General features: G+C 70.9%; 18 protein-coding genes. 13 read left to right on the top strand and 5 right to left on the bottom strand.

Annotated features, from left to right (window positions below; translation table 11 throughout):
• Positions 1-8: 8 nt before the first annotated feature.
• Positions 9-344 (bottom strand): metal-sensitive transcriptional regulator, encoded by a 336-nt coding sequence (locus ABGA99_RS24110; protein ID WP_347574914.1) that lies wholly within the window; start codon positions 342-344, stop codon positions 9-11.
• 227 nt (positions 345-571) lie between these two features.
• On the opposite strand from ABGA99_RS24110, the gene ABGA99_RS24105 reads away from it, so the two are divergent.
• Positions 572-1192 (top strand): DUF47 family protein, encoded by a 621-nt coding sequence (locus tag ABGA99_RS24105; RefSeq protein WP_026276740.1) that lies wholly within the window; start codon positions 572-574, stop codon positions 1190-1192.
• A 5-nt stretch (positions 1193-1197) separates the two neighbouring features.
• Positions 1198-2196 (top strand): inorganic phosphate transporter, encoded by a 999-nt coding sequence (locus ABGA99_RS24100; protein WP_347574915.1) that lies wholly within the window; start codon positions 1198-1200, stop codon positions 2194-2196.
• A gap of 22 nt (positions 2197-2218) precedes the next feature.
• Here the strand turns inward: ABGA99_RS24100 and pstB are convergent, their stop codons facing one another.
• The 4 genes from pstB to pstS form a co-directional block, all read right to left on the bottom strand.
• Positions 2219-2995: a phosphate ABC transporter ATP-binding protein PstB gene (pstB, locus tag ABGA99_RS24095; RefSeq protein ID WP_347574916.1), complete on the bottom strand. Its 777-nt coding sequence runs from the start codon at positions 2993-2995 to the stop codon at positions 2219-2221.
• 28 nt (positions 2996-3023) lie between these two features.
• The gene (gene pstA, locus ABGA99_RS24090; protein WP_347583405.1) at positions 3024-4088 is read right to left on the bottom strand and encodes a phosphate ABC transporter permease PstA; all 1065 of its coding nucleotides are present in this window, start codon (positions 4086-4088) and stop codon (positions 3024-3026) included.
• Positions 4085-5068, bottom strand: a complete 984-nt coding sequence (pstC, locus tag ABGA99_RS24085; RefSeq protein ID WP_347575307.1) for a phosphate ABC transporter permease subunit PstC — start codon at positions 5066-5068, stop codon at positions 4085-4087. Before pstC ends, pstA begins: the two co-directional genes overlap by 4 nt.
• Before the next feature lie 158 nt (positions 5069-5226).
• On the bottom strand, positions 5227-6360 hold the full coding sequence (gene pstS / locus ABGA99_RS24080; protein WP_347574918.1) for a phosphate ABC transporter substrate-binding protein PstS: 1134 nt from the start codon (positions 6358-6360) through the stop codon (positions 5227-5229).
• A gap of 304 nt (positions 6361-6664) precedes the next feature.
• Between pstS and ABGA99_RS24075 the strand changes: the two genes are divergently transcribed.
• The 11 genes from ABGA99_RS24075 to ABGA99_RS24025 all read left to right on the top strand — a co-directional run bounded on the left by ABGA99_RS24075 (position 6665) and on the right by ABGA99_RS24025 (position 18375).
• Complete coding sequence (locus ABGA99_RS24075) at positions 6665-7819, top strand: zinc-dependent metalloprotease (RefSeq protein WP_347574919.1); 1155 nt, start codon at positions 6665-6667, stop codon at positions 7817-7819.
• Positions 7820-8013: 194 nt separating this feature from the next.
• Complete coding sequence (tilS, locus tag ABGA99_RS24070; protein ID WP_347574920.1) at positions 8014-9162, top strand: tRNA lysidine(34) synthetase TilS; 1149 nt, start codon at positions 8014-8016, stop codon at positions 9160-9162.
• A gap of 191 nt (positions 9163-9353) precedes the next feature.
• On the top strand, positions 9354-9893 hold the full coding sequence (gene hpt / locus ABGA99_RS24065; protein WP_047017100.1) for a hypoxanthine phosphoribosyltransferase: 540 nt from the start codon (positions 9354-9356) through the stop codon (positions 9891-9893).
• 303 nt (positions 9894-10196) lie between these two features.
• Positions 10197-12263: an ATP-dependent zinc metalloprotease FtsH gene (gene ftsH / locus ABGA99_RS24060; RefSeq protein WP_347575308.1), complete on the top strand. Its 2067-nt coding sequence runs from the start codon at positions 10197-10199 to the stop codon at positions 12261-12263.
• Positions 12264-12349: 86 nt separating this feature from the next.
• On the top strand, positions 12350-12973 hold the full coding sequence (gene folE, locus ABGA99_RS24055) for a GTP cyclohydrolase I FolE (RefSeq protein ID WP_347574921.1): 624 nt from the start codon (positions 12350-12352) through the stop codon (positions 12971-12973).
• Positions 12973-13971 carry a formylglycine-generating enzyme family protein gene (locus ABGA99_RS24050; RefSeq protein WP_347574922.1) on the top strand — a complete coding sequence of 333 codons (999 nt, stop codon included), beginning with the start codon at positions 12973-12975 and terminating at the stop codon, positions 13969-13971. Before folE ends, ABGA99_RS24050 begins: the two co-directional genes overlap by 1 nt.
• A gap of 208 nt (positions 13972-14179) precedes the next feature.
• The gene (gene folP, locus ABGA99_RS24045) at positions 14180-15037 is read left to right on the top strand and encodes a dihydropteroate synthase (RefSeq protein ID WP_347583404.1); all 858 of its coding nucleotides are present in this window, start codon (positions 14180-14182) and stop codon (positions 15035-15037) included.
• 605 nt (positions 15038-15642) lie between these two features.
• Entirely contained in the window at positions 15643-16011 is a 369-nt protein-coding gene (gene folB, locus ABGA99_RS24040; RefSeq protein ID WP_347574924.1) for a dihydroneopterin aldolase, read from the top strand.
• A 3-nt stretch (positions 16012-16014) separates the two neighbouring features.
• Complete coding sequence (gene folK, locus ABGA99_RS24035; RefSeq protein ID WP_347574925.1) at positions 16015-16608, top strand: 2-amino-4-hydroxy-6-hydroxymethyldihydropteridine diphosphokinase; 594 nt, start codon at positions 16015-16017, stop codon at positions 16606-16608.
• Between the two features lie 60 nt (positions 16609-16668).
• Positions 16669-17157, top strand: a complete 489-nt coding sequence (locus tag ABGA99_RS24030) for a DUF3180 domain-containing protein (protein WP_347583403.1) — start codon at positions 16669-16671, stop codon at positions 17155-17157.
• Positions 17158-17190: 33 nt separating this feature from the next.
• Positions 17191-18375, top strand: a complete 1185-nt coding sequence (locus tag ABGA99_RS24025) for an NADH-quinone oxidoreductase subunit D (RefSeq protein ID WP_347574927.1) — start codon at positions 17191-17193, stop codon at positions 18373-18375.
• Positions 18376-18396 lie beyond the last annotated feature (21 nt).

Here is an 18396-nt window from a genome sequence, read left to right as displayed (position 1 = left end):
GCCCCGCGTTACGCGCGCAGCATCCGGGCGATCGCGGCGGTGGCCTCCTCGACCTTCGCGTCGATCTCGTCGCCGCCCCGGGCGGCGGCGTCCGCGACGCAGTGCCGCAGGTGCTCCTCCAGAAGCTGCAGCGCGAAGGACTGCAGCGCCTTCGTGCTCGCGGAGACCTGCGTGAGTATGTCGATGCAGTAGACGTCCTCTTCGACCATCCGCTGCAGACCGCGGACCTGGCCCTCGATCCGGCGGAGTCGTTTGAGGTGGGCCTCTTTGTCCTTGCTGTAGCCGTGCGGGCCGGCGCCCGGCGCCGTCTCGGCGGCGGCCGTCGTTGCCGTGGTGTCGGTCACGTGCCCCGTCCTTCCGTTTCCCATGCCTCGATCCGCCCGGCGCGTATCGCTGTATGCGTACCACCGTATGCGAACCGTGCGCGATATACCCTCAGGGGGTATATGATACCGCCTTCGTGGCATTCTGTCCTGCGGCTGTTCCGCACAGCGGGTTCGCTCCGCAGGTGCGGCTCGCCTAGCATCATCAGGACCTATTCGCCGATATTCGCAGCACTGAGGATCATCACGTGCGATTTCGTCTGACCCCCAGGGAGACGAGCTTCTACGATATGTTCGCCGCCTCGGCCGACAACATCGTGACGGGCTCGAAGCTCCTGATGGAACTGCTCGGGGCGGATTCCTCCGCGCGGGCCGAGATCGCCGAGCGGATGCGCGCTGCGGAGCACGCCGGCGACGACGCCACCCACGCGATCCTGCACCAGCTCAACGCCTCGTTCATCACGCCCTTCGACCGCGAGGACATCTACCGTCTGGCCAGCTCGCTCGACGACGTCATGGACTTCATGGAGGAGGCCGTCGATCTCGTCGTCCTCTACCAGATCGAGGAGCTGCCGCGGGGCGTGGAGCAGCAGATCGAGGTGCTCGCGCGGGCCGCGGAGCTGACCGCGGAGGCGATGCCCAACCTCCGTACGCTCAACCACCTGCCGGAGTTCTGGATCGAGGTCAACCGGCTGGAGAACCAGGCCGACCAGATCCACCGCAAGCTTCTCGCGCACCTCTTCAACGGCAAGTACGACGCCATCGAGGTGCTCAAGCTCAAGCAGATCGTCGATGTCCTGGAAGAGGCCGCCGACGCCTTCGAGAAGGTCGCGAACACCGTGGAAACGATCGCGGTCAAGGAGTCCTGAGCCCGGTGGACACCTTCGCGCTTGTCGTCACGATCGGGGTTGCGCTCTTCTTCACGTACACCAACGGCTTCCACGACTCCGCCAACGCGATCGCGACCTCCGTCTCCACCCGCGCCCTCACGCCCCGTGCCGCGCTGCTCATGGCCGCGGTGATGAACTTCGCCGGCGCCTTCCTCGGCAGCGGCGTCGCCAAGACGGTGAGCGAAGGGCTGATCGAGACCCCGCACGGCTCGCACGGCATGTGGATCCTGTTCGCCGCCCTCGTCGGGGCGATCACGTGGAACATGATCACGTGGTACTTCGGGCTGCCGTCGTCGTCCTCGCACGCGCTCTTCGGCGGCATGGTCGGCGCGGCGCTGGCGGCCTCGTCGAAGGTGTTCTGGTCCGGGGTGCTGGAGAAGATCGTCATCCCGATGTTCGTCTCGCCGATCGTCGGCCTGTGCGTCGGCTATCTGGTGATGTGCGCGATCTTGTGGATGTTCCGCCGCTCCACCCCGCGGCGCGCGCAGCGCGGCTTCCGGGTGGCGCAGACGGTCTCGGCGGCGGCGATGGCCCTGGGGCACGGGCTGCAGGACGCGCAGAAGACGATGGGCATCGTGGTGATGGCGCTGGTCATCGCGGACGTGGAGGACGAGGGCGACGCCATCCCGTGGTGGGTGAAGGTGGTGTGCGCGCTGATGCTGTCGCTCGGTACGTACGCGGGCGGCTGGCGCATCATGCGGACGCTGGGGCGCCGGATCATCGACCTGCAGCCGCCGCAGGGGTTCGCGGCGGAGACGACGGCGGCGGGGATCATGTACTCGGCGTCGTTCATGTTCCACGCGCCGATCTCGACGACGCACGTGATCACTTCGGCGATCATGGGCGTCGGCGCGACGAAGCGGGTCAAGGCCGTGCGGTGGGGGGTGGCGAAGAACATCGTGATGGGGTGGTTCGTCACGATGCCCGCCGCGGCGGGGGTGGCGGCGGCGGTGTACTGGCTGGTGCACCTGGCCTTCGAGTAGTGCTGAAGCGTTTCTGCTCGGCTCAGCCGAAGCGGCCCGAGATGTAGTCCTCCGTCGCCTTCTCCTCGGGGTTGGAGAAGATCTTGTCGGTGTCGCCGACCTCGACGAGCCGCCCCGGCTCCCCGACCGCCGACAGGTTGAAGAACGCGGTACGGTCCGACACCCGCGCCGCCTGCTGCATGTTGTGCGTGACGATCACGATCGTGAACCGCTCCTTCAGGTCGGCCATCAGATCCTCGATGGCCAGCGTGGAGATCGGGTCGAGGGCGGAGCAGGGTTCGTCCATGAGGAGCACCTGCGGTTCGACGGCGATGGCGCGGGCGATGCACAGGCGCTGCTGCTGGCCGCCGGACAGGCCCGAACCGGGACGGCCCAGGCGGTCCTTGACCTCGTTCCACAGGTTCGCGCCGCGCAGGGACTTCTCCACGACGTCGTCCAGCTCGGACTTCTTGTAGCGGGCGTTGAGCTTCAGGCCCGCGGCCACGTTCTCGTACACGCTCATCGTCGGGAACGGGTTCGGCCGCTGGAAGACCATGCCGACCACCCGCCGCACCCCGACCGGGTCGACGCCCGGTCCGTACAGGTCGTCGCCGTCGAGGCGCACCTCGCCCTCGACGCGCGCGCCGGGGGTGACCTCGTGCATGCGGTTGATGGTCCGCAGGAAGGTGGACTTGCCGCAGCCGGACGGGCCGATGAAGGCCGTCACGGACTTGGGCTCGACGGACATCGAGATGCCGTCGATCGCCTTGAAGTCGCCGTAGTAGGCAGTCAGGTCGCCGATGTCGATGCGTTTGGCCATGGGGCTGGATCTCTTTCGTACGTGGCCGTCAGCGGCCGGTCTTCGGAGCCTTGAAACGGGCGATGAGGCGGGCGATCAGGTTGAGGAGCATGACGAAGACGATGAGCACCAGGGCGGCGGCCCAGGCGCGGTCGAAGGAGGCGTTGTTGCCGTTGGCCCACTGCTCGTAGATGTAGAGCGGCAGCGACGCCTGGGCGCCCTCGAAGGGGTCGGAGTTGATGGCGGGGTTGCCGAAGACGAGCAGCAACAGAGGAGCCGTCTCGCCGGTGATGCGGGCGACGGCCAGCATGACGCCGGTGGTGATGCCGCCGAGGGAGGTGGGCAGGACGACCTTCAGGATCGTCTTCCACTTCGGTACGCCCAGGGCGTACGACGCCTCGCGCAGCTCGTTGGGGACGAGCTTCAGCATCTCCTCGGTGGAGCGCACGACGATCGGCATCATCAGGATGGCCAGCGCGAAGGCGCCGGCGAGGCCGGAGTAGCCGAAGCCGAGCCCCATGATCCAGACGCTGAGGATGAACAGGCCGGCGACGATCGACGGGATGCCGGTCATGACGTCGACGAAGAAGGTGACCGCCTTCGCCAGCCGCCCGCCGCCGTACTCCACGAGATACACGCCGGTCAGCAGCCCGATCGGCGTGGCTATCGCGGTGGCCAGCGCGACCTGCTCGATGGTGCCGAGGAGGGCGTGGTAGATGCCGCCGCCGGGCGCGATGGCGATGACGCCGTTCATGGAGTGGGTCAGGAAGTAGCCGTCGAGGACCTTGACGCCCTGTCGTACGGTCTCCCAGACCAGCGACGCCAGCGGGATGACGGCCAGCAGAAAGGCGCCCCACACGAGCGACGTCGCCAGCCGGTCCTTCGCCTTGCGGGTGCCCTCCGCGCGCGCCGAGACGGCGTACAGTCCGGCCACGAAGAGCAGCGCGGCGATCAGCCCCCACTGCACCCGGCTGGCCAGCCCCGCGCCCAGCCCGACGGCCACCGCCGCGGCCGCCGCGGCGGCGGCGACGCCCGCGGGCGCCCAGCGGGGCAGATGCGGCTGGTGGATGGCGAAGGCGTCGGTCCGGTCCGGCACGCTTCGGGGGGCGCTCATGCGTTGGCCCCCGAGTACTCCTTGCGCCGGGCGATGATCAGCCGGGCCGCGCCGTTGACCAGCAGCGTGATGACGAACAGGACCAGGCCGGAGGCGATCAGCGCGTCCCGCCCGAACTCCCCGGCCTCCTTGAACGCCGAGGCGATGTTCTGCGCGAACGTCCCGCCGCCGGGCTCCAGGATCTTCGCCGACAGGACCGCCGACGGCGACAGCACGGTGGCCACCGCCATCGTCTCGCCCAGCGCCCGCCCCAGACCCAGCATCGAGGCCGAGATGACGCCGGAGCGCCCGAAGGGCAGCACCGACATCCGGATGAGCTCCCAGCGCGTGGCCCCCAGTGCCAGCGCCGCCTCCTGGTGCGTCTGCGGCGCCTGGCGGAAGACCTCGCGGCTGACGTTGGTGATGATCGGCAGGATCATGATCGCCAGCAGGACGCCGGCGGTCATCAGGGAGCGCGGGGCACTGCCGTCGAACGAGAGGACGACGGTCCAGCCCAGGAAGTCGTCCAGCCACTCGTACGGGCCGATGAGGTGCGGCACGAGGTACAGCGCGCCCCACAGGCCGTAGACGATCGACGGGACGGCGGCCAGCAGGTCGATGACGTACGCGAGGGGCGCCGCCACCCTGCGCGGTGCGTAGTGGGTGACGAACAGCGCGATGCCCACCGCGACCGGCACCGCGATGACCATGGCGATGACCGACGAGACGATCGTGCCGAAGGCCAGCACCGCGATACCGAAGACCGGCGGGTCGGCATTGGCGTTCCACTCGAAGGTGGTGAAGAAGTTGCCCTCGTTCTTGGCGAGGGCGAGCGCGGCGCGGTACCCGAGGAACGCGGCGATCGCGCCCATGATCACCAGCAGGGTGATCCCGGAGCCCTTCGACAGCCCGGCGAAGACGCGGTCGCCGAGGCGGGTGGCGCCCTTGCGGCGGCTCTTCTTCGGCGGCGCCTCCGGCGGCGGCGGGGCGGGGGTGCGTATGTCGGTGTCGGTACTCACGTGCGGCCTCCCGTCGGGGTGGGGCGGCAGCGCGGGGGTGTGCGCCTGCCGTCCCGGCGGCGGTGCACCGGATGCGGGACCCGCGCCCTCCGGGCCCCCGCGCAGGTCGGCGCGGGGGCTGCGGGGGTCCGGGTCGGCGGTCAGGAGAGTGACTCCACGGTCGTACGGACCTTCCCGACGATCTCCGCGGGCAGCGGGGCGTAGCCGAGCTGGCTCAGCTTCGACTGGCCGGCCTCGCTCGCGGTGTAGCCGAGGAAGGACTTGACCTTTCCGAGGTTGTCCTTGTGGTTGCCCGTGTCGCAGGCGATCTCGTAGGTGAGGAGGGTCAGGGGGTAGGCGCCCTTGGTGTCGGTGGTGAAGTCGAGCTGCATCGCCAGGTCCTTGCCGGTGCCGGTGACCTTGGCGCCGGCGATGGCCTTGGAGGCGTTCGCGCTGGTGGCCTCGACGGGCTCGGCGGCGCCGGTGTCGAGCTTCACGGTGTTGATGTCGCTCGCGGTGGCGAAGGACAGCTCGAAGTACGAGATGGCACCGTCGGTCTGCTTCACCTGCGAGGAGACCCCGGCGGAGCCGTCCGCGGCCTGGCCGCCCTGGACGGGCCACTTCTTGCCGGGCTCGTGCGGCCAGGTGTTCTGGGCGGTGGCGGCGAGGTACTGGGTGAAGTTGTCGGTGGTGCCCGACTCGTCCGAGCGGTGCACCGGCTGGATCTTGGTGTCCGGCAGGTCCGCGTCGGGGTTGAGGTCGGCGATGGCCGGGTCGTTCCAGGTGGTGATCGCGCCGGAGAAGATCCGGCCGAGGACGTCCGCGTCGAGGACGAGGTCGTCGACTCCCTCGACGTTGTAGCCGATGGCGATGGGCCCGCCGAGCATCGGGATGTTGATGGCCTCGCCGTCCTTGCACACCTTCTTCGACGCCTGCACCTCCTCGGGCTTCAGTACCGAGTCTGAACCGGCGAACCCGGTCTTGCCCTGCAGGAACTCCTGGATGCCGGCCCCCGAGCCGGTGGCCTTGTAGTTGACGGTGATGTCCGGGCAGATGCCCTGGAAGTCGCTGACCCACTGGTCGACGGCGTTCTTCTGCGCGGAGGAGCCCGACGCCAGCAGCTCGCCGGAGCCGGCGCACTTCACGTCGTCGGCGGCGGACTGGGCGCCGCCGCCGGTCGAGCCGGAGCCGCCGGTGTTGTCGTCCGACCCGCAGGCGCCGAGGACGAGGGCGCCGGCGAGGGCGAGCGAGCCGGCGGCCGCGGCGCGCATCCGGGTGGTGCGGGGAAGCTTCACGGTGGGGGTCCTTTGCGGTTCTGGCGGTGCTGGAGCGAGACCTCTCCCCCAGGTATGCGCGTTCCCCTCCGTCTCGCCTGCGCTGTTCACCCTTCGTTGCTGAATTTACGCAGAACAGGTGAATCGATTCCTTGTCCGAAGTGAACGAGAAGTGAACCTCCTCCCTCGTTCGGGCGACCTCCCCGCCGCCCCGGCCCTCGGCGCGCTCCCCGCCGGGCCCGGCGGGTCCCCTACGGGCCCTCCCGTAGCCGGTTCCGGGGGCTGCGCGCTCCCGCTCGGCCGCGTGGGCACGTACGGTGAAGAGATGACGAGCATCGGTGGTGCGGAGATGGTCGACTGGAATCTCGCGGTTGCGACCGCGACGCGGCTCGTGCGGCCGGGCCCCGAGGTGAGCCGGGACGAGGCGCGCGCCATCGTCGGCGAGCTGCGGGCGCACGCCCGGTCGGCCGAGGAGCACGTACGCGAGTTCTCCCGGATGTATCCCGAGGGCGCCGACCCGCGGCACGACACCCCGATCCTCGTCGTCGACCGCCCCGGCTGGATCAGGGCGAACGTCGCGGGCTTCCGCGCCGTCCTCGCGCCACTGCTGGAGAAGATGGACAAGCGCCGCTCCGGCCTCCCCGGCGGAACCGTCCTGGGCGCCGTCGGCGGCAAGATCACCGGCGTCGAGCTGGGGATGCTGCTGTCCTTCCTGTCCTCCCGCGTCCTCGGGCAGTACGAGACCTTCGCCCCCGCCACCCGCGACCTGCCCGGCGGCCCCGCCGCCCACGCCGGCACGGGCAGCGGCGGCGCGGGCCAGGGCCGGCTGCTGCTCGTCGCGCCGAACATCGTCCACGTGGAGCGCGAGCTGGAGGTCGCCCCGCACGACTTCCGGCTGTGGGTCTGCATCCACGAGGAGACCCACCGCACGCAGTTCACCGCCGTGCCGTGGCTGCGCGACCACCTGCAAGGCGAGATCCAGTCGTTCCTCGGCGAGACCGAGATCGACCCCGCCACCCTGCTGGACCGGGTGCGCGAGGCGTTCCAGAGCCTCAGCGGCGGCAAGGAGGAGGGCGGCGAGGAGCGCAGCATCGTCGAGGTCGTCCAGACCCCGGCGCAGCGGGAGATCCTGGGCCGGCTGACCGCGGTGATGTCCCTGCTGGAGGGGCATGCCGACTACGTGATGGACGGCGTGGGCCCGCAGGTCGTGCCGTCGGTCGCGGAGATCCGGGAGAAGTTCACCAAGCGCCGCCAGGCCGGCGCGGGCCGGCTGGACCAGGCGCTGCGCAAGCTGCTGGGCCTGGACGCAAAGCTCCGCCAGTACCGCGACGGCGAGCGCTTCGTGCGCCACGTCGTCGACCAGGTCGGCATGGACGGCTTCAACCGGGTGTGGACCTCGCCGAACACCCTGCCGACCAAGTCGGAGATCGCCAAACCGGCGGACTGGATCGCGCGGGTGCACAGCCGCGCCGAGAGCTGACGACCGCCCCGGCGGTTCCCATGGCAGCGATATTCGAGCGACTTTCACCCGTCCGAGGGAGCGAACCCGGCGTTGCCCGCGTGCAATGCTCGGTTGGCCGCTCTCCTCTGTCACCATCGACACACTTACAGTGACGGTCGCGGAGGTGAGCCCGAGCGAGCTCTTCCGCCGCCAGCGAAAGTGAAGTGAAAGCCATGGGTCCCCATCCAGCGGTCGCCGCGATACGTCTGGCCGTACGACACGTCCTGCACGACGTCCTCACCGAGTACGCGACGGCGCACGTACCCCCCACCCCCGCGGCCCCCCAGGCCGCCACCCAGGCGTCCCCCGCCGCCCCCACGGCCTCCACGGCCGCGGTCCCCGCACCGGCCTCGCGCGCCCGCTTCGCGGGCACCCCCCGTCAGGCCGGCCCCACTGCCCCCACCGCCGCCCCCCTCATCCTCGTCGCCTGCTCCGGCGGCGCCGACTCCATGGCGCTGGCCTCCGCGCTCTCCTTCGAAGCACCCCGCCAGGGCGCCCGCGCCGGCGGCATCACCATCGACCACGGCCTCCAGGACGGCTCCGACCTGCGCGCGCAGGAAGTCGCCGGCAGGCTGCGCGCCCTCGGCCTGGACCCCGTCGAGTCCGTGCGCGTCGACGTCGGGCGCGGTGGCGGCCCGGAGGCCGCCGCCCGCGACGCCCGGTACGCGGCGCTGGACGAGGCCGCGCAGCGCCTCGGCGCCGCCGCCGTACTCCTCGGCCACACCCGCGACGACCAGGCCGAGACCGTGCTGCTGGCGCTCGCCCGCGGCTCCGGGGTGCGCTCCCTGTCCGGCATGGCCGCGGCCTCCGGGCCCGGCGGCCGCTATCGCCGCCCGTTCCTGCAGATCGACCGCCAGGTCGCCCGCAAGGCGTGCATGGTCCAGTCGCTGCCCGTCTGGGACGACCCGCACAACGTCGATCCCGCCTACACCCGCTCCCGTGTCCGCCACGAGGCGCTGCCCGTGCTGGAGAAGGCCCTGGGCCGCGGCGTCGTCGCCTCCCTGGCCCGTACCGCCAGGCTCTCCCGCGACGACGCCGACGCCCTCGACGCCTGGGCCGCCGACGCCGAGCGCGGCGTACGCGACGCGGACGGCGGCCTCGACGTCCCCGGGCTGTACGGGCTGCCGCCCGCCGTCCGGCGCCGCATCCTGCGCAACGCCGCCCTGGCGGCCGGCTCCCCGGCCGGGTCCCTCTTCAGCCGCCACATCGAGGAGATGGACAAGCTCATCACCGGCTGGCGCGGGCAGAGCGCCATCAACCTCCCCGGCCGGGTGTCCGCCCGTCGCGAACAGGGCCGGCTGGTCGTCCGGCGGGAGGACTGACGGCCCGTACGCCGCGGATCCCCGCCGGTGCGCAGGCCCGCCGGCGGGGCCGTACAGGCGTTGGCCAGGGGTCGGGACGTGCGGAAAACGTGTCCTACGCGCTCCTGACCGGCGGGAGAACGGATGGCAGACTGTTCGTTCGGCAGAGGTCGTCGAGCGAACGAGAGTGACCCCGGGTGGATGTGAAGGACATGGGCGCGGACCTTGAGAAAGTGCTCATCACCAAGGAAGAGATCGACGCCAAGCTCGCCGAGATGGCCGCGAAGATCGACGCGGAGTACGCCGGCAAGGACCTCCTGATCGTCGGGGTGCTCAAGGGCGCCGTGATGGTCATGGCGGACCTCGCCCGCACGCTCTCCACGCCGGTGACGATGGACTGGATGGCCGTGTCCTCCTATGGCGCGGGCACCCAGTCCTCCGGTGTCGTGCGGATCCTGAAGGACCTGGACACCGATATCCAGGACCGGCACGTGATGATCGTCGAGGACATCATCGACTCCGGCCTCACCCTTTCCTGGCTGCTCTCCAACCTCGGCTCGCGGCAGCCGGCCTCGCTGCGGGTCTTCACCCTGCTGCGCAAGCCGGAAGCGGCGAAGGTGCCCATCGACGTGGACTGGGTCGGCTTCGACATTCCCAACGAGTTCGTCGTCGGCTACGGCCTCGACTACGCGGAGAAGTACCGGAACCTGCCCTTCGTCGGCACCCTCGCACCGCACGTGTACGGTGGCTGACGCAGTCCGCGGCTCCGCGTGCGCGGACTGAGGGGGCAAGCCCGCCGCCGCCCCCCGGGTGGCCGGACGCGGGCCGGCGGGTCCCTGCCCGGGGAACACCGGGGGGTTTCCCGCCGTTGGAGCATGGGAAAGCCGGTTTGTTAGCCGTCCCCGCCGGGGACGGGTGACAATTCTGGGGTACCGTCCGAACGTCAGTCGTTTCAGTTTGGACCCATAACAGGCATACGCACGGCCACGGGCTCGGTCAGGAGCCAGCCGTGCCTCACTGGGCAGGAGGGACGGGGCGTACGCCGCCCCGTGTGGATGGACGTGAAGCGCTACTTCCGTGGGCCGGTCATGTGGATCGTGCTGGCCGTCCTCGCCGTGGTCCTGTTGATGCAACTGGTCGGCTCCTCCGAGGGCTACAAGTCCGTTGACACCGCCAAGGTCGTTGCCGCGATCAACGACAAGAAGGTCAGCTCCGCGGAGCTGACCACCGGCAACAGCGAGACCATCAAGGTCCAGCTCAAGGGCAACAACAAGATCGACGGCAGCGACAAGGTCCAGGCGAACTACATCGACAATCAGGGCGCCGACCTCGCCGACAAGCTGCAGAACAGGTTCGGCAAGGGCGAGATCCCCGACGGCTACTCGGTCAAGCCGACGAAGGACAACCCGTTCGTCAGCATCCTGCTCTCCCTGCTGCCGTTCGTCCTGATCGTGCTCGTCTTCCTCTTCCTGATGAACCAGATGCAGGGCGGCGGCTCCCGGGTCATGAACTTCGGGAAGTCCAAGGCCAAGCTCATCACGAAGGACACCCCGAAGACGACCTTCTCCGACGTGGCCGGGGCCGACGAGGCCGTCGAGGAGCTTCACGAGATCAAGGAGTTCCTCCAGGAGCCCGCGAAGTTCCAGGCCGTCGGCGCCAAGATCCCCAAGGGCGTCCTGCTCTACGGCCCGCCCGGCACCGGCAAGACGCTGCTGGCCCGCGCCGTCGCCGGCGAGGCCGGCGTGCCGTTCTACTCCATCTCCGGTTCCGACTTCGTCGAGATGTTCGTCGGTGTCGGCGCCTCCCGCGTCCGCGACCTGTTCGAGCAGGCCAAGGCGAACGCACCGGCGATCGTCTTCGTCGACGAGATCGACGCGGTCGGCCGGCACCGCGGCGCCGGTATGGGCGGCGGCCACGACGAGCGCGAGCAGACGCTGAACCAGCTCCTCGTCGAGATGGACGGCTTCGACGTCAAGGGCGGCGTCATCCTCATCGCGGCCACCAACCGGCCCGACATCCTCGACCCCGCCCTGCTGCGCCCCGGCCGCTTCGACCGGCAGATCGGCGTGGAGAGCCCCGACATGCAGGGCCGGCTGGAGATCCTCAGGGTCCACCAGAAGGGCAAGCCCGTCGCCCCGGACGTGGACCTGTCCGCCGTCGCCCGGCGCACCCCCGGCTTCACCGGCGCCGACCTCAGCAACGTGCTGAACGAGGCCGCGCTGCTCACCGCGCGCAGCAACCGGAAGCTGATCGACAACGAGATGCTGGACGAGGCCATCGACCGCGTCGTCGCCGGCCCGCAGAAGCGCTCCCGGATCATGTCGGAGAAGGAGAAGAAGATCACCGCGTACCACGAGGGCGGACACGCCCTGGTCGCGGCGGCCTCTCCCAGCGGCGACCCGGTGCACAAGGTGACGATCCTCTCCCGCGGCCGCGCCCTCGGCTACACGATGGTGCTGCCCGACGAGGACAAGTACTCCACCACGCGCAACGAGATGCTGGACCAGCTCGCGTACATGATGGGCGGCCGCGCGGCCGAGGAGCTGGTCTTCCACGACCCGACGACCGGCGCCGCCAACGACATCGAGAAGGCCACCGGTCTCGCCCGCAAGATGGTCACGCAGTACGGCATGACCGAGCGGCTGGGCGCGATCAAGTTCGGCTCCGACCAGTCCGAGCCCTTCCTGGGCCGGGAGCTCTCGCACCAGCGCGACTACTCCGAGGAGGTCGCCGCGCTGGTCGACGAGGAGGTCAAGAAGCTGATCGAGACCGCGCACAACGAGGCGTGGGAGATGCTCGTCGAGAACCGCGACGTGCTCGACAACCTGGTGCTGGAGCTGCTGGAGAAGGAGACCCTGGGCAAGGAGGAGATCGCCGAGATCTTCCGCCCCCTGGTCAAGCGCCCCCTGCGGCCGGCGTGGACCGGCTCCTCGCGGCGTACGCCCTCCACCCGGCCGCCGGTCGCCTCCCCGCGGGAGACGAACGGCTCGGGCCCGAGGATGCTCGACAAGGCCGAGACGCCGCCCGCCGGCGGCGGCCTGCCGGGCGGCATCCAGGGCGGCACGCTGCCGGGCGAGGGCCCGCAGCACCAGCCGTCGCCGAGCGAGGGCGGCCAGCCGTAGCGCGGATACCGCTGGAATGTGTGCAGCGCCCCCGAGGTTCTAGCCTTGGGGGCGCGGCCATTGGCGCAGGTACGAAAGGCACCACGATGACGGAAGCGGCTGTCAGGGCTGGACACGGTCCGGAGCGCGGCGGCGAGGAGTACGGCGACTTCGACGAGAAGCGCGCCGAGGACGCCGTGCGGGAACTGCTCATCGCCGTCGGCGAGGACCCGGACCGCGACGGTCTGCTGGAGACGCCGGCGCGGGTGGCGCGCGCGTACAGGGAGATCTTCGCGGGGCTGCGACAGCGACCCGAGGACGTGCTGACGACGACGTTCGACCTGGGCCACGACGAGATGGTGCTGGTCAAGGACATCGAGGTGCTGAGCACGTGCGAGCACCACCTGGTGCCGTTCGTGGGCTCCGCACACGTGGGGTACATCCCGTCGCATGACGGGAAGATCACGGGGCTGTCGAAGCTGGCGCGGCTGGTGGACGTGTATGCGCGCAGGCCGCAGGTGCAGGAACGGTTGACCACGCAGATCGCGGACTCGCTGATGGAGATACTGGAGCCGCGCGGCGTGATCGTCGTCATAGAGTGCGAGCACTTGTGCATGACGATGCGGGGCGTGCGGAAGCCGGGGGCGAAGACACTGACGTCGGCGGTGCGCGGACAGTTGCGCGACCCGGCCACGCGGGCCGAGGCGATGAGCCTGATCAGGGCGCGCTGATGGGGGACGGGGGTACGAAGCCGGGGGCGTGCTGCGCGCCGGGGCGCGGGGCGGAGGCCCCGGCCGTATCGGAGGGCCTGGCCGTATCGGAGCTGCCGGTCGTATCGGAGCGTACGGCGGCCGCCGTCTCGGGACCGGCCGCGTACGAGCCGCGCGGAGGGTGGCGGAAGCTGCCCGGCGGGGCGTTTCTGATGGGCTACGACGACGGCCCGTACCCGGCGGACGGGGAGGGGCCGGCGCGCGAGGTGGCGGTCGACGGCTTCGCGGTCGCGGCGACGGCGGTGACGAACGAGGAGTTCGCGGCCTTCGCCGACGCCACGTCGTACGTCACGGACGCCGAGCGCTTCGGCTGGTCCTTCGTCTTCGCGGGCTTCCTGCCCAAGAACTTCCCGCCCACCGCCTCGCCGCCGCAGACGCCGTGGTGGCGGCAGGTCCATCAGGCCGACTGGCGCCACCCCGAGGGCCCCGGCTCGGGCCTGCGCGGCCGGTGGGACCACCCGGTGGTGCACGTCTCGCACTCGGACGCGCTGGCCTTCTGCGACTGGGCGGGCGGCCGGCTGCCGACGGAGGCGGAGTGGGAGTACGCGGCGCGCGGCGGGCTGGAGGGGGAGCCGTACCCGTGGGGCGCGGAGCGGGAGCCGGAGGGCGCGTACCGGATGAACATCTGGCGCGGCAGTTTCCCCGACCGCAACACGGCGGCGGACGGCTTCCGGGGGACCTGCCCGGTGGACGCCTTCGAGCCGAACGGCTACGGGCTGTACAACGCGACGGGGAACGTGTGGGAGTGGTGCGCGGACTGGTTCCACGCGCGGCACCACCGGAAGGCCCCGCGCGACAACCCGAGGGGGCCGCGGCTGGGACAGTCGCGGGTGCTGAAGGGGGGGTCGCACATGTGCCACGAGTCGTACTGCCTGCGGTACCGGACGTCGGCGAGGATGGGGAACACGCCGGACAGCTCAAGCGGCAACACGGGCTTCAGGCCGATCCGCAGCCTCTGAAGCGGGGCACGGGCGGGGCCCGCGTTCTGTCGCAGGGAGCCGCGCTACGGCTCGCCGCCCGCCCCACCTCACCCCCACGCCCGCCCAAGGGTAGGCGCCCCTTCTGACATCGCCCGGTCCGCTCTACGCGCTCGGCCACGCCCCCGCCCCGGCCAGCCCCCGGCGCCCTGCCGGGGCCGGTCGTACCGGAGGCGCCTACGCTGGAGGTATGACGGATGCGCGCAGGGGGCAGGTGGCGGGGCTGCCGGACTTCGGCCGCTGCGCCGTCATGGGCGTCGTCAACGTCACCCCCGACTCCTTCTCCGACGGTGGCCTGTGGTTCGACTCCGCGGCCGCGATCAAGCACGGCATCGACCTCGTCGCCACCGGCGCCGACATCGTCGACGTCGGCGGCGAGTCCACCCGCCCCGGCGCACCGCGGGTGGACGAGGACGAGGAACTGCGCCGCGTCCTTCCCGTCGTACGGGGCCTCGCGGCCGAAGGCGTACTCGTCTCCGTCGACACCATGCGCGCCACCGTCGCCGAGCGGGCGGTCGCCGCCGGCGCCCGGCTCGTCAACGATGTCAGCGGCGGCCAGGCCGACCCCGCGATGGTCCCGTCGGTCGCCGCGGCCGGGGTGCCGTTCGTCGTCATGCACTGGCGCGGGCAGTCCATCGACATGAACAACCGCGCGGTCTACGAGGACACCGTCACCGAGGTCGTCGACGAACTGCGCCGCAGCCTCGACCGGGCGGTGGCGGGCGGCATCGACTTCGACCGGATCGTCGCCGACCCGGGCCTGGGCTTCGCCAAGGGGGCGCCGCACGACCTCGTGCTGCTGAACAACCTCGCCCGGCTGCGCGCCGAACTGGGCCGTCCGCTGCTGGTCGCGGCGTCGCGGAAGCGGTTCCTCGGGCGGGTGCTGGCGGGCCCCGACGGTTCGCCGCCGCCGGCCCGCGAGCGGGACGCCGCTACGGCGGCGGTGTCGGCGATAGCCGCGCGCGAGGGCGCGTGGGCGGTACGGGTCCACGAGGTCCGGCCGACGGCGGACGCGGTACGGGTCGCGTCGGCGCTGGAAGGGGCGTAGGGCGCGGGAAGGGGCGTAGACGGGCGTACGGGCCGCGTAGCCGCCTCCGTCGCGCGAGACCCCGGCTGTTCGCCCGGCGATCGATGTCAGAGCAGCGGCCTACCCTGGGGCGGGAGTGCGGGAGAGGACGCGCGACAGCGCGGGACTACGCCCCGACAACGCGGGTAAAGCGCACGACAGCACCGCACCAACGACATACGCAGCCGTCTCACAAGACCTGATCGCGTTCATGGCCCGTTCGAGTCGCCGTCACCCTCCATACCGCTGTCCCGTCGACCCTCCCCGTAGACGCGGGCACACCCCACAACATGGCCGTGAGCAGCCCCGGTCGTTCAGCGTGTCAGCGGCCGCAGGTACATTCGATCGAAGGTCCGGGGGCAGGGCCGAGCATCAGACCACCACCGCTTCGACTTCAGCGAGCCCCACCGGCACCGCACATCGACCGAAACGAGGGGCAGAAGACACAAGCGCACAAGCAACCGACAAGCAACCGACGCAAGGCGCAGAGCCCCAGGCATCAGGGCACAACGGCACCCACGCGCAGGCGCATGGCCACACGACGCAGGACACACGACGTAGGACGCAGAAGGCGAGGCGAGCGAGCCATGACCGAAGCCGACCGAGTCGCGCTGCACGGCCTCAGGGCCCGCGGCCGTCACGGCGTCTTCGCGCACGAGCGCGCCGAAGGCCAGCCGTTCGTCGTCGACCTCGTCCTCCACCTCGACACCCGCCCGGCCGCCGCCGCCGACGACCTGGCACGGACCGTGCACTACGGCGTCGTAGCGGAAGAGACCGTCGCCATCGTCGAGGGCGAGCCGGTGGACCTGATCGAGACGCTCGCCGAGCGGATCGCCGCCCAGTGCCTGACCCACGCGCCCGTACAGCAGGTGGAGGTGACGGTGCACAAGCCGGACGCGCCGATCACCGTTCCGTTCGACGACGTGACCATCACCATCACCCGAAGCAGAGGTTGACCATTGAATCGCAGCGACCCGACTGTGCAGCCAGTGCCGCGATCCGTGGTCGAGCAGGTCGACGCGGCCGACTCGACCCTGCAGAACCCCAAGCGCGCCGTGCTCTCCATCGGCAGTAACCTCGGCAATCGCCTGGAGACCCTCCAGGGCTCCGTCGACGCCCTCGAAGACACCCCCGGCCTCCGCGTCAAAGCCGTCTCGCCGGTCTACGAGACCGATCCCTGGGGCGTCGAGCCGGGCAGCCAGCCGACGTTCTTCAACGCCGTCCTGCTCGTACGCACCACCCTCCCGCCCGCGTCGCTGATGGAGCGGGCGCACGCCGTCGAGGAGGCGTTCGCGCGCGTACGGGACGAGCAGTGGGGCCCGCGCACGCTGGACGTCGACATCGTGGCGTACCAGGGCGTCGTCTCCGACGACCCCGCCCTGACTCTCCCGCACCCCCGCGCGCATGAGCGCGCCTTCGTCCTCGTCCCGTGGCATGACGTGGACCCCGCGGCCGAGCTGCCGGGGCGCGGGCCGGTGGCCGAGCTGCTGGCGCACGTCGGCCGGCAGGGCGTGCGCCCGCGCACGGACCTCGAACTGCGGCTGCCCGACTGAGCGCATCCCGCCGCCCCTACGGGGCTACGATTTCCGGGAGTTCTGGGAGGAGCGCGTTCGGTGAGGCAACTGCACGTCGGGATGTTGGCCGGCATCTTCGTGGTGGCGGGGGTGCTGTCCTGGGCGGGATCCCGGCTGTGGAACTCGGTGGGGACGCTGCCGAGCGTCCCCGTCGCCGCCCCGGTGGTGCTCGCCCTGATCGCCACGATCCTGACGGCGACGGCCCTGTCCATCCGCACCCGCCTGCGCGCCCAGCGCGACCGCGTACCGCACGCCAAGCGCGTCGACCCGCTGATGGCCGCGCGCGCGGTGGTGCTGGGGCAGGCGAGCGCGCTGGTCTCGGCGCTGGTGGCGGGGGGATACGGCGGTCTGGGGCTGTTCCTGGTGCTGGACGGGCTGGACTACGGTACGCGCCGCTCCCAGGTGGTGTACGCGGCGCTGTCGGTGGTCGCGGCGGCGCTCGTCGTCGGGGCGGCGTTCTTCCTGGAACGGGTCTTGAAGCTGCCGGACGACGAGGACGACGACGACCGCTCCCCGCCGCGGGCCTAGGGCACGTTCCGTACGGCCGCTAGGCTCGGCGGCATGACTGCCGCGCCCACCGGAGACGCCGCGCCCGCCGCCCGCACCGCCCCGATGACGGTCGGCGTCGGAGGCGCGGCCGAGCAGACCGACATGGTGCTCAACATCGGCCCGCAGCATCCCTCGACCCACGGCGTGCTGCGGCTGCGCCTGGTCCTGGACGGCGAGCGCATCGTCACCGCGGAGCCGGTCATCGGCTATATGCACCGCGGCGCGGAGAAGCTCTTCGAGGCCCGCGACTACCGCCAGATCATCGTGCTCGCCAACCGCCACGACTGGCTGTCGGCCTTCTCCAACGAGCTGGGCGTGGTCCTGGCCGTCGAGCGGATGCTCGGCATGGAGGTGCCGGAGCGGGCGGTGTGGCTGCGTACGCTGCTCGCCGAGCTGAACCGGGTGCTCAACCATCTGATGTTCCTCGGCTCCTACCCCCTCGAACTCGGCGGCATCACCCCGATCTTCTACGCCTTCCGCGAACGCGAGGACCTACAGGCCGTCATGGAGGAGGTCTCCGGCGGGCGGATGCACTACATGTTCAACCGCGTCGGCGGCCTCAAGGAGGAACTGCCCGCCGGCTGGACGGACCGGGCCCGCGCGGCCGTGCGCGCGGCGCGCGCGCGGATGGACGTCTTCGACCGCCTCGTGCTGGGCAACGAGATCTTCCGCGGCCGTACGCGCGGCGTGGGCGTACTGCCCCCGCAGACCGTGCACGCGTACGGCGTGAGCGGCCCCATAGGGCGCGCCTCCGGGGTGGACTTCGACCTGCGGCGTGACGAGCCGTATCTGGCGTACGGGGAGTTGGGCGGCACGCTGCGCGTGGTGACCCGCGAGGAGGGCGACTGCCTGGCCCGCTTCGAGGTGCTGCTGGCGCAGACGCACAACTCCCTCGACCTGGCCGACGCCTGCCTGGACCGGCTGGCGGAGCTGCCGCCGGGGCCGGTGAACCAGCGGCTGCCGAAGGTGCTGAAGGCGCCGGAGGGGGAGACGTACGCCTGGACGGAGAACCCGCTGGGGCTCAACGGCTACTACCTGGTGTCGAAGGGCGAGAAGACGCCGTACCGGCTGAAGCTCCGCTCCGCGTCGTACAACAACATCCAGGTGCTGACCGAGCTGCTGCCGGGGACGCTGGTGGCGGACATGGTGGCGATCCTGGGGTCGATGTTCTTCGTCGTCGGGGACATCGACAAGTGAGGAGGAACGGGGGCGAATCCC

This window comes from Streptomyces sp. B5E4, from assembly GCF_039871555.1.
Classification (GTDB): domain Bacteria; phylum Actinomycetota; class Actinomycetes; order Streptomycetales; family Streptomycetaceae; genus Streptomyces.
Note: the sequence above shows the minus strand (reverse complement) of the source record. Positions and strands in the feature narration are given on the sequence as shown.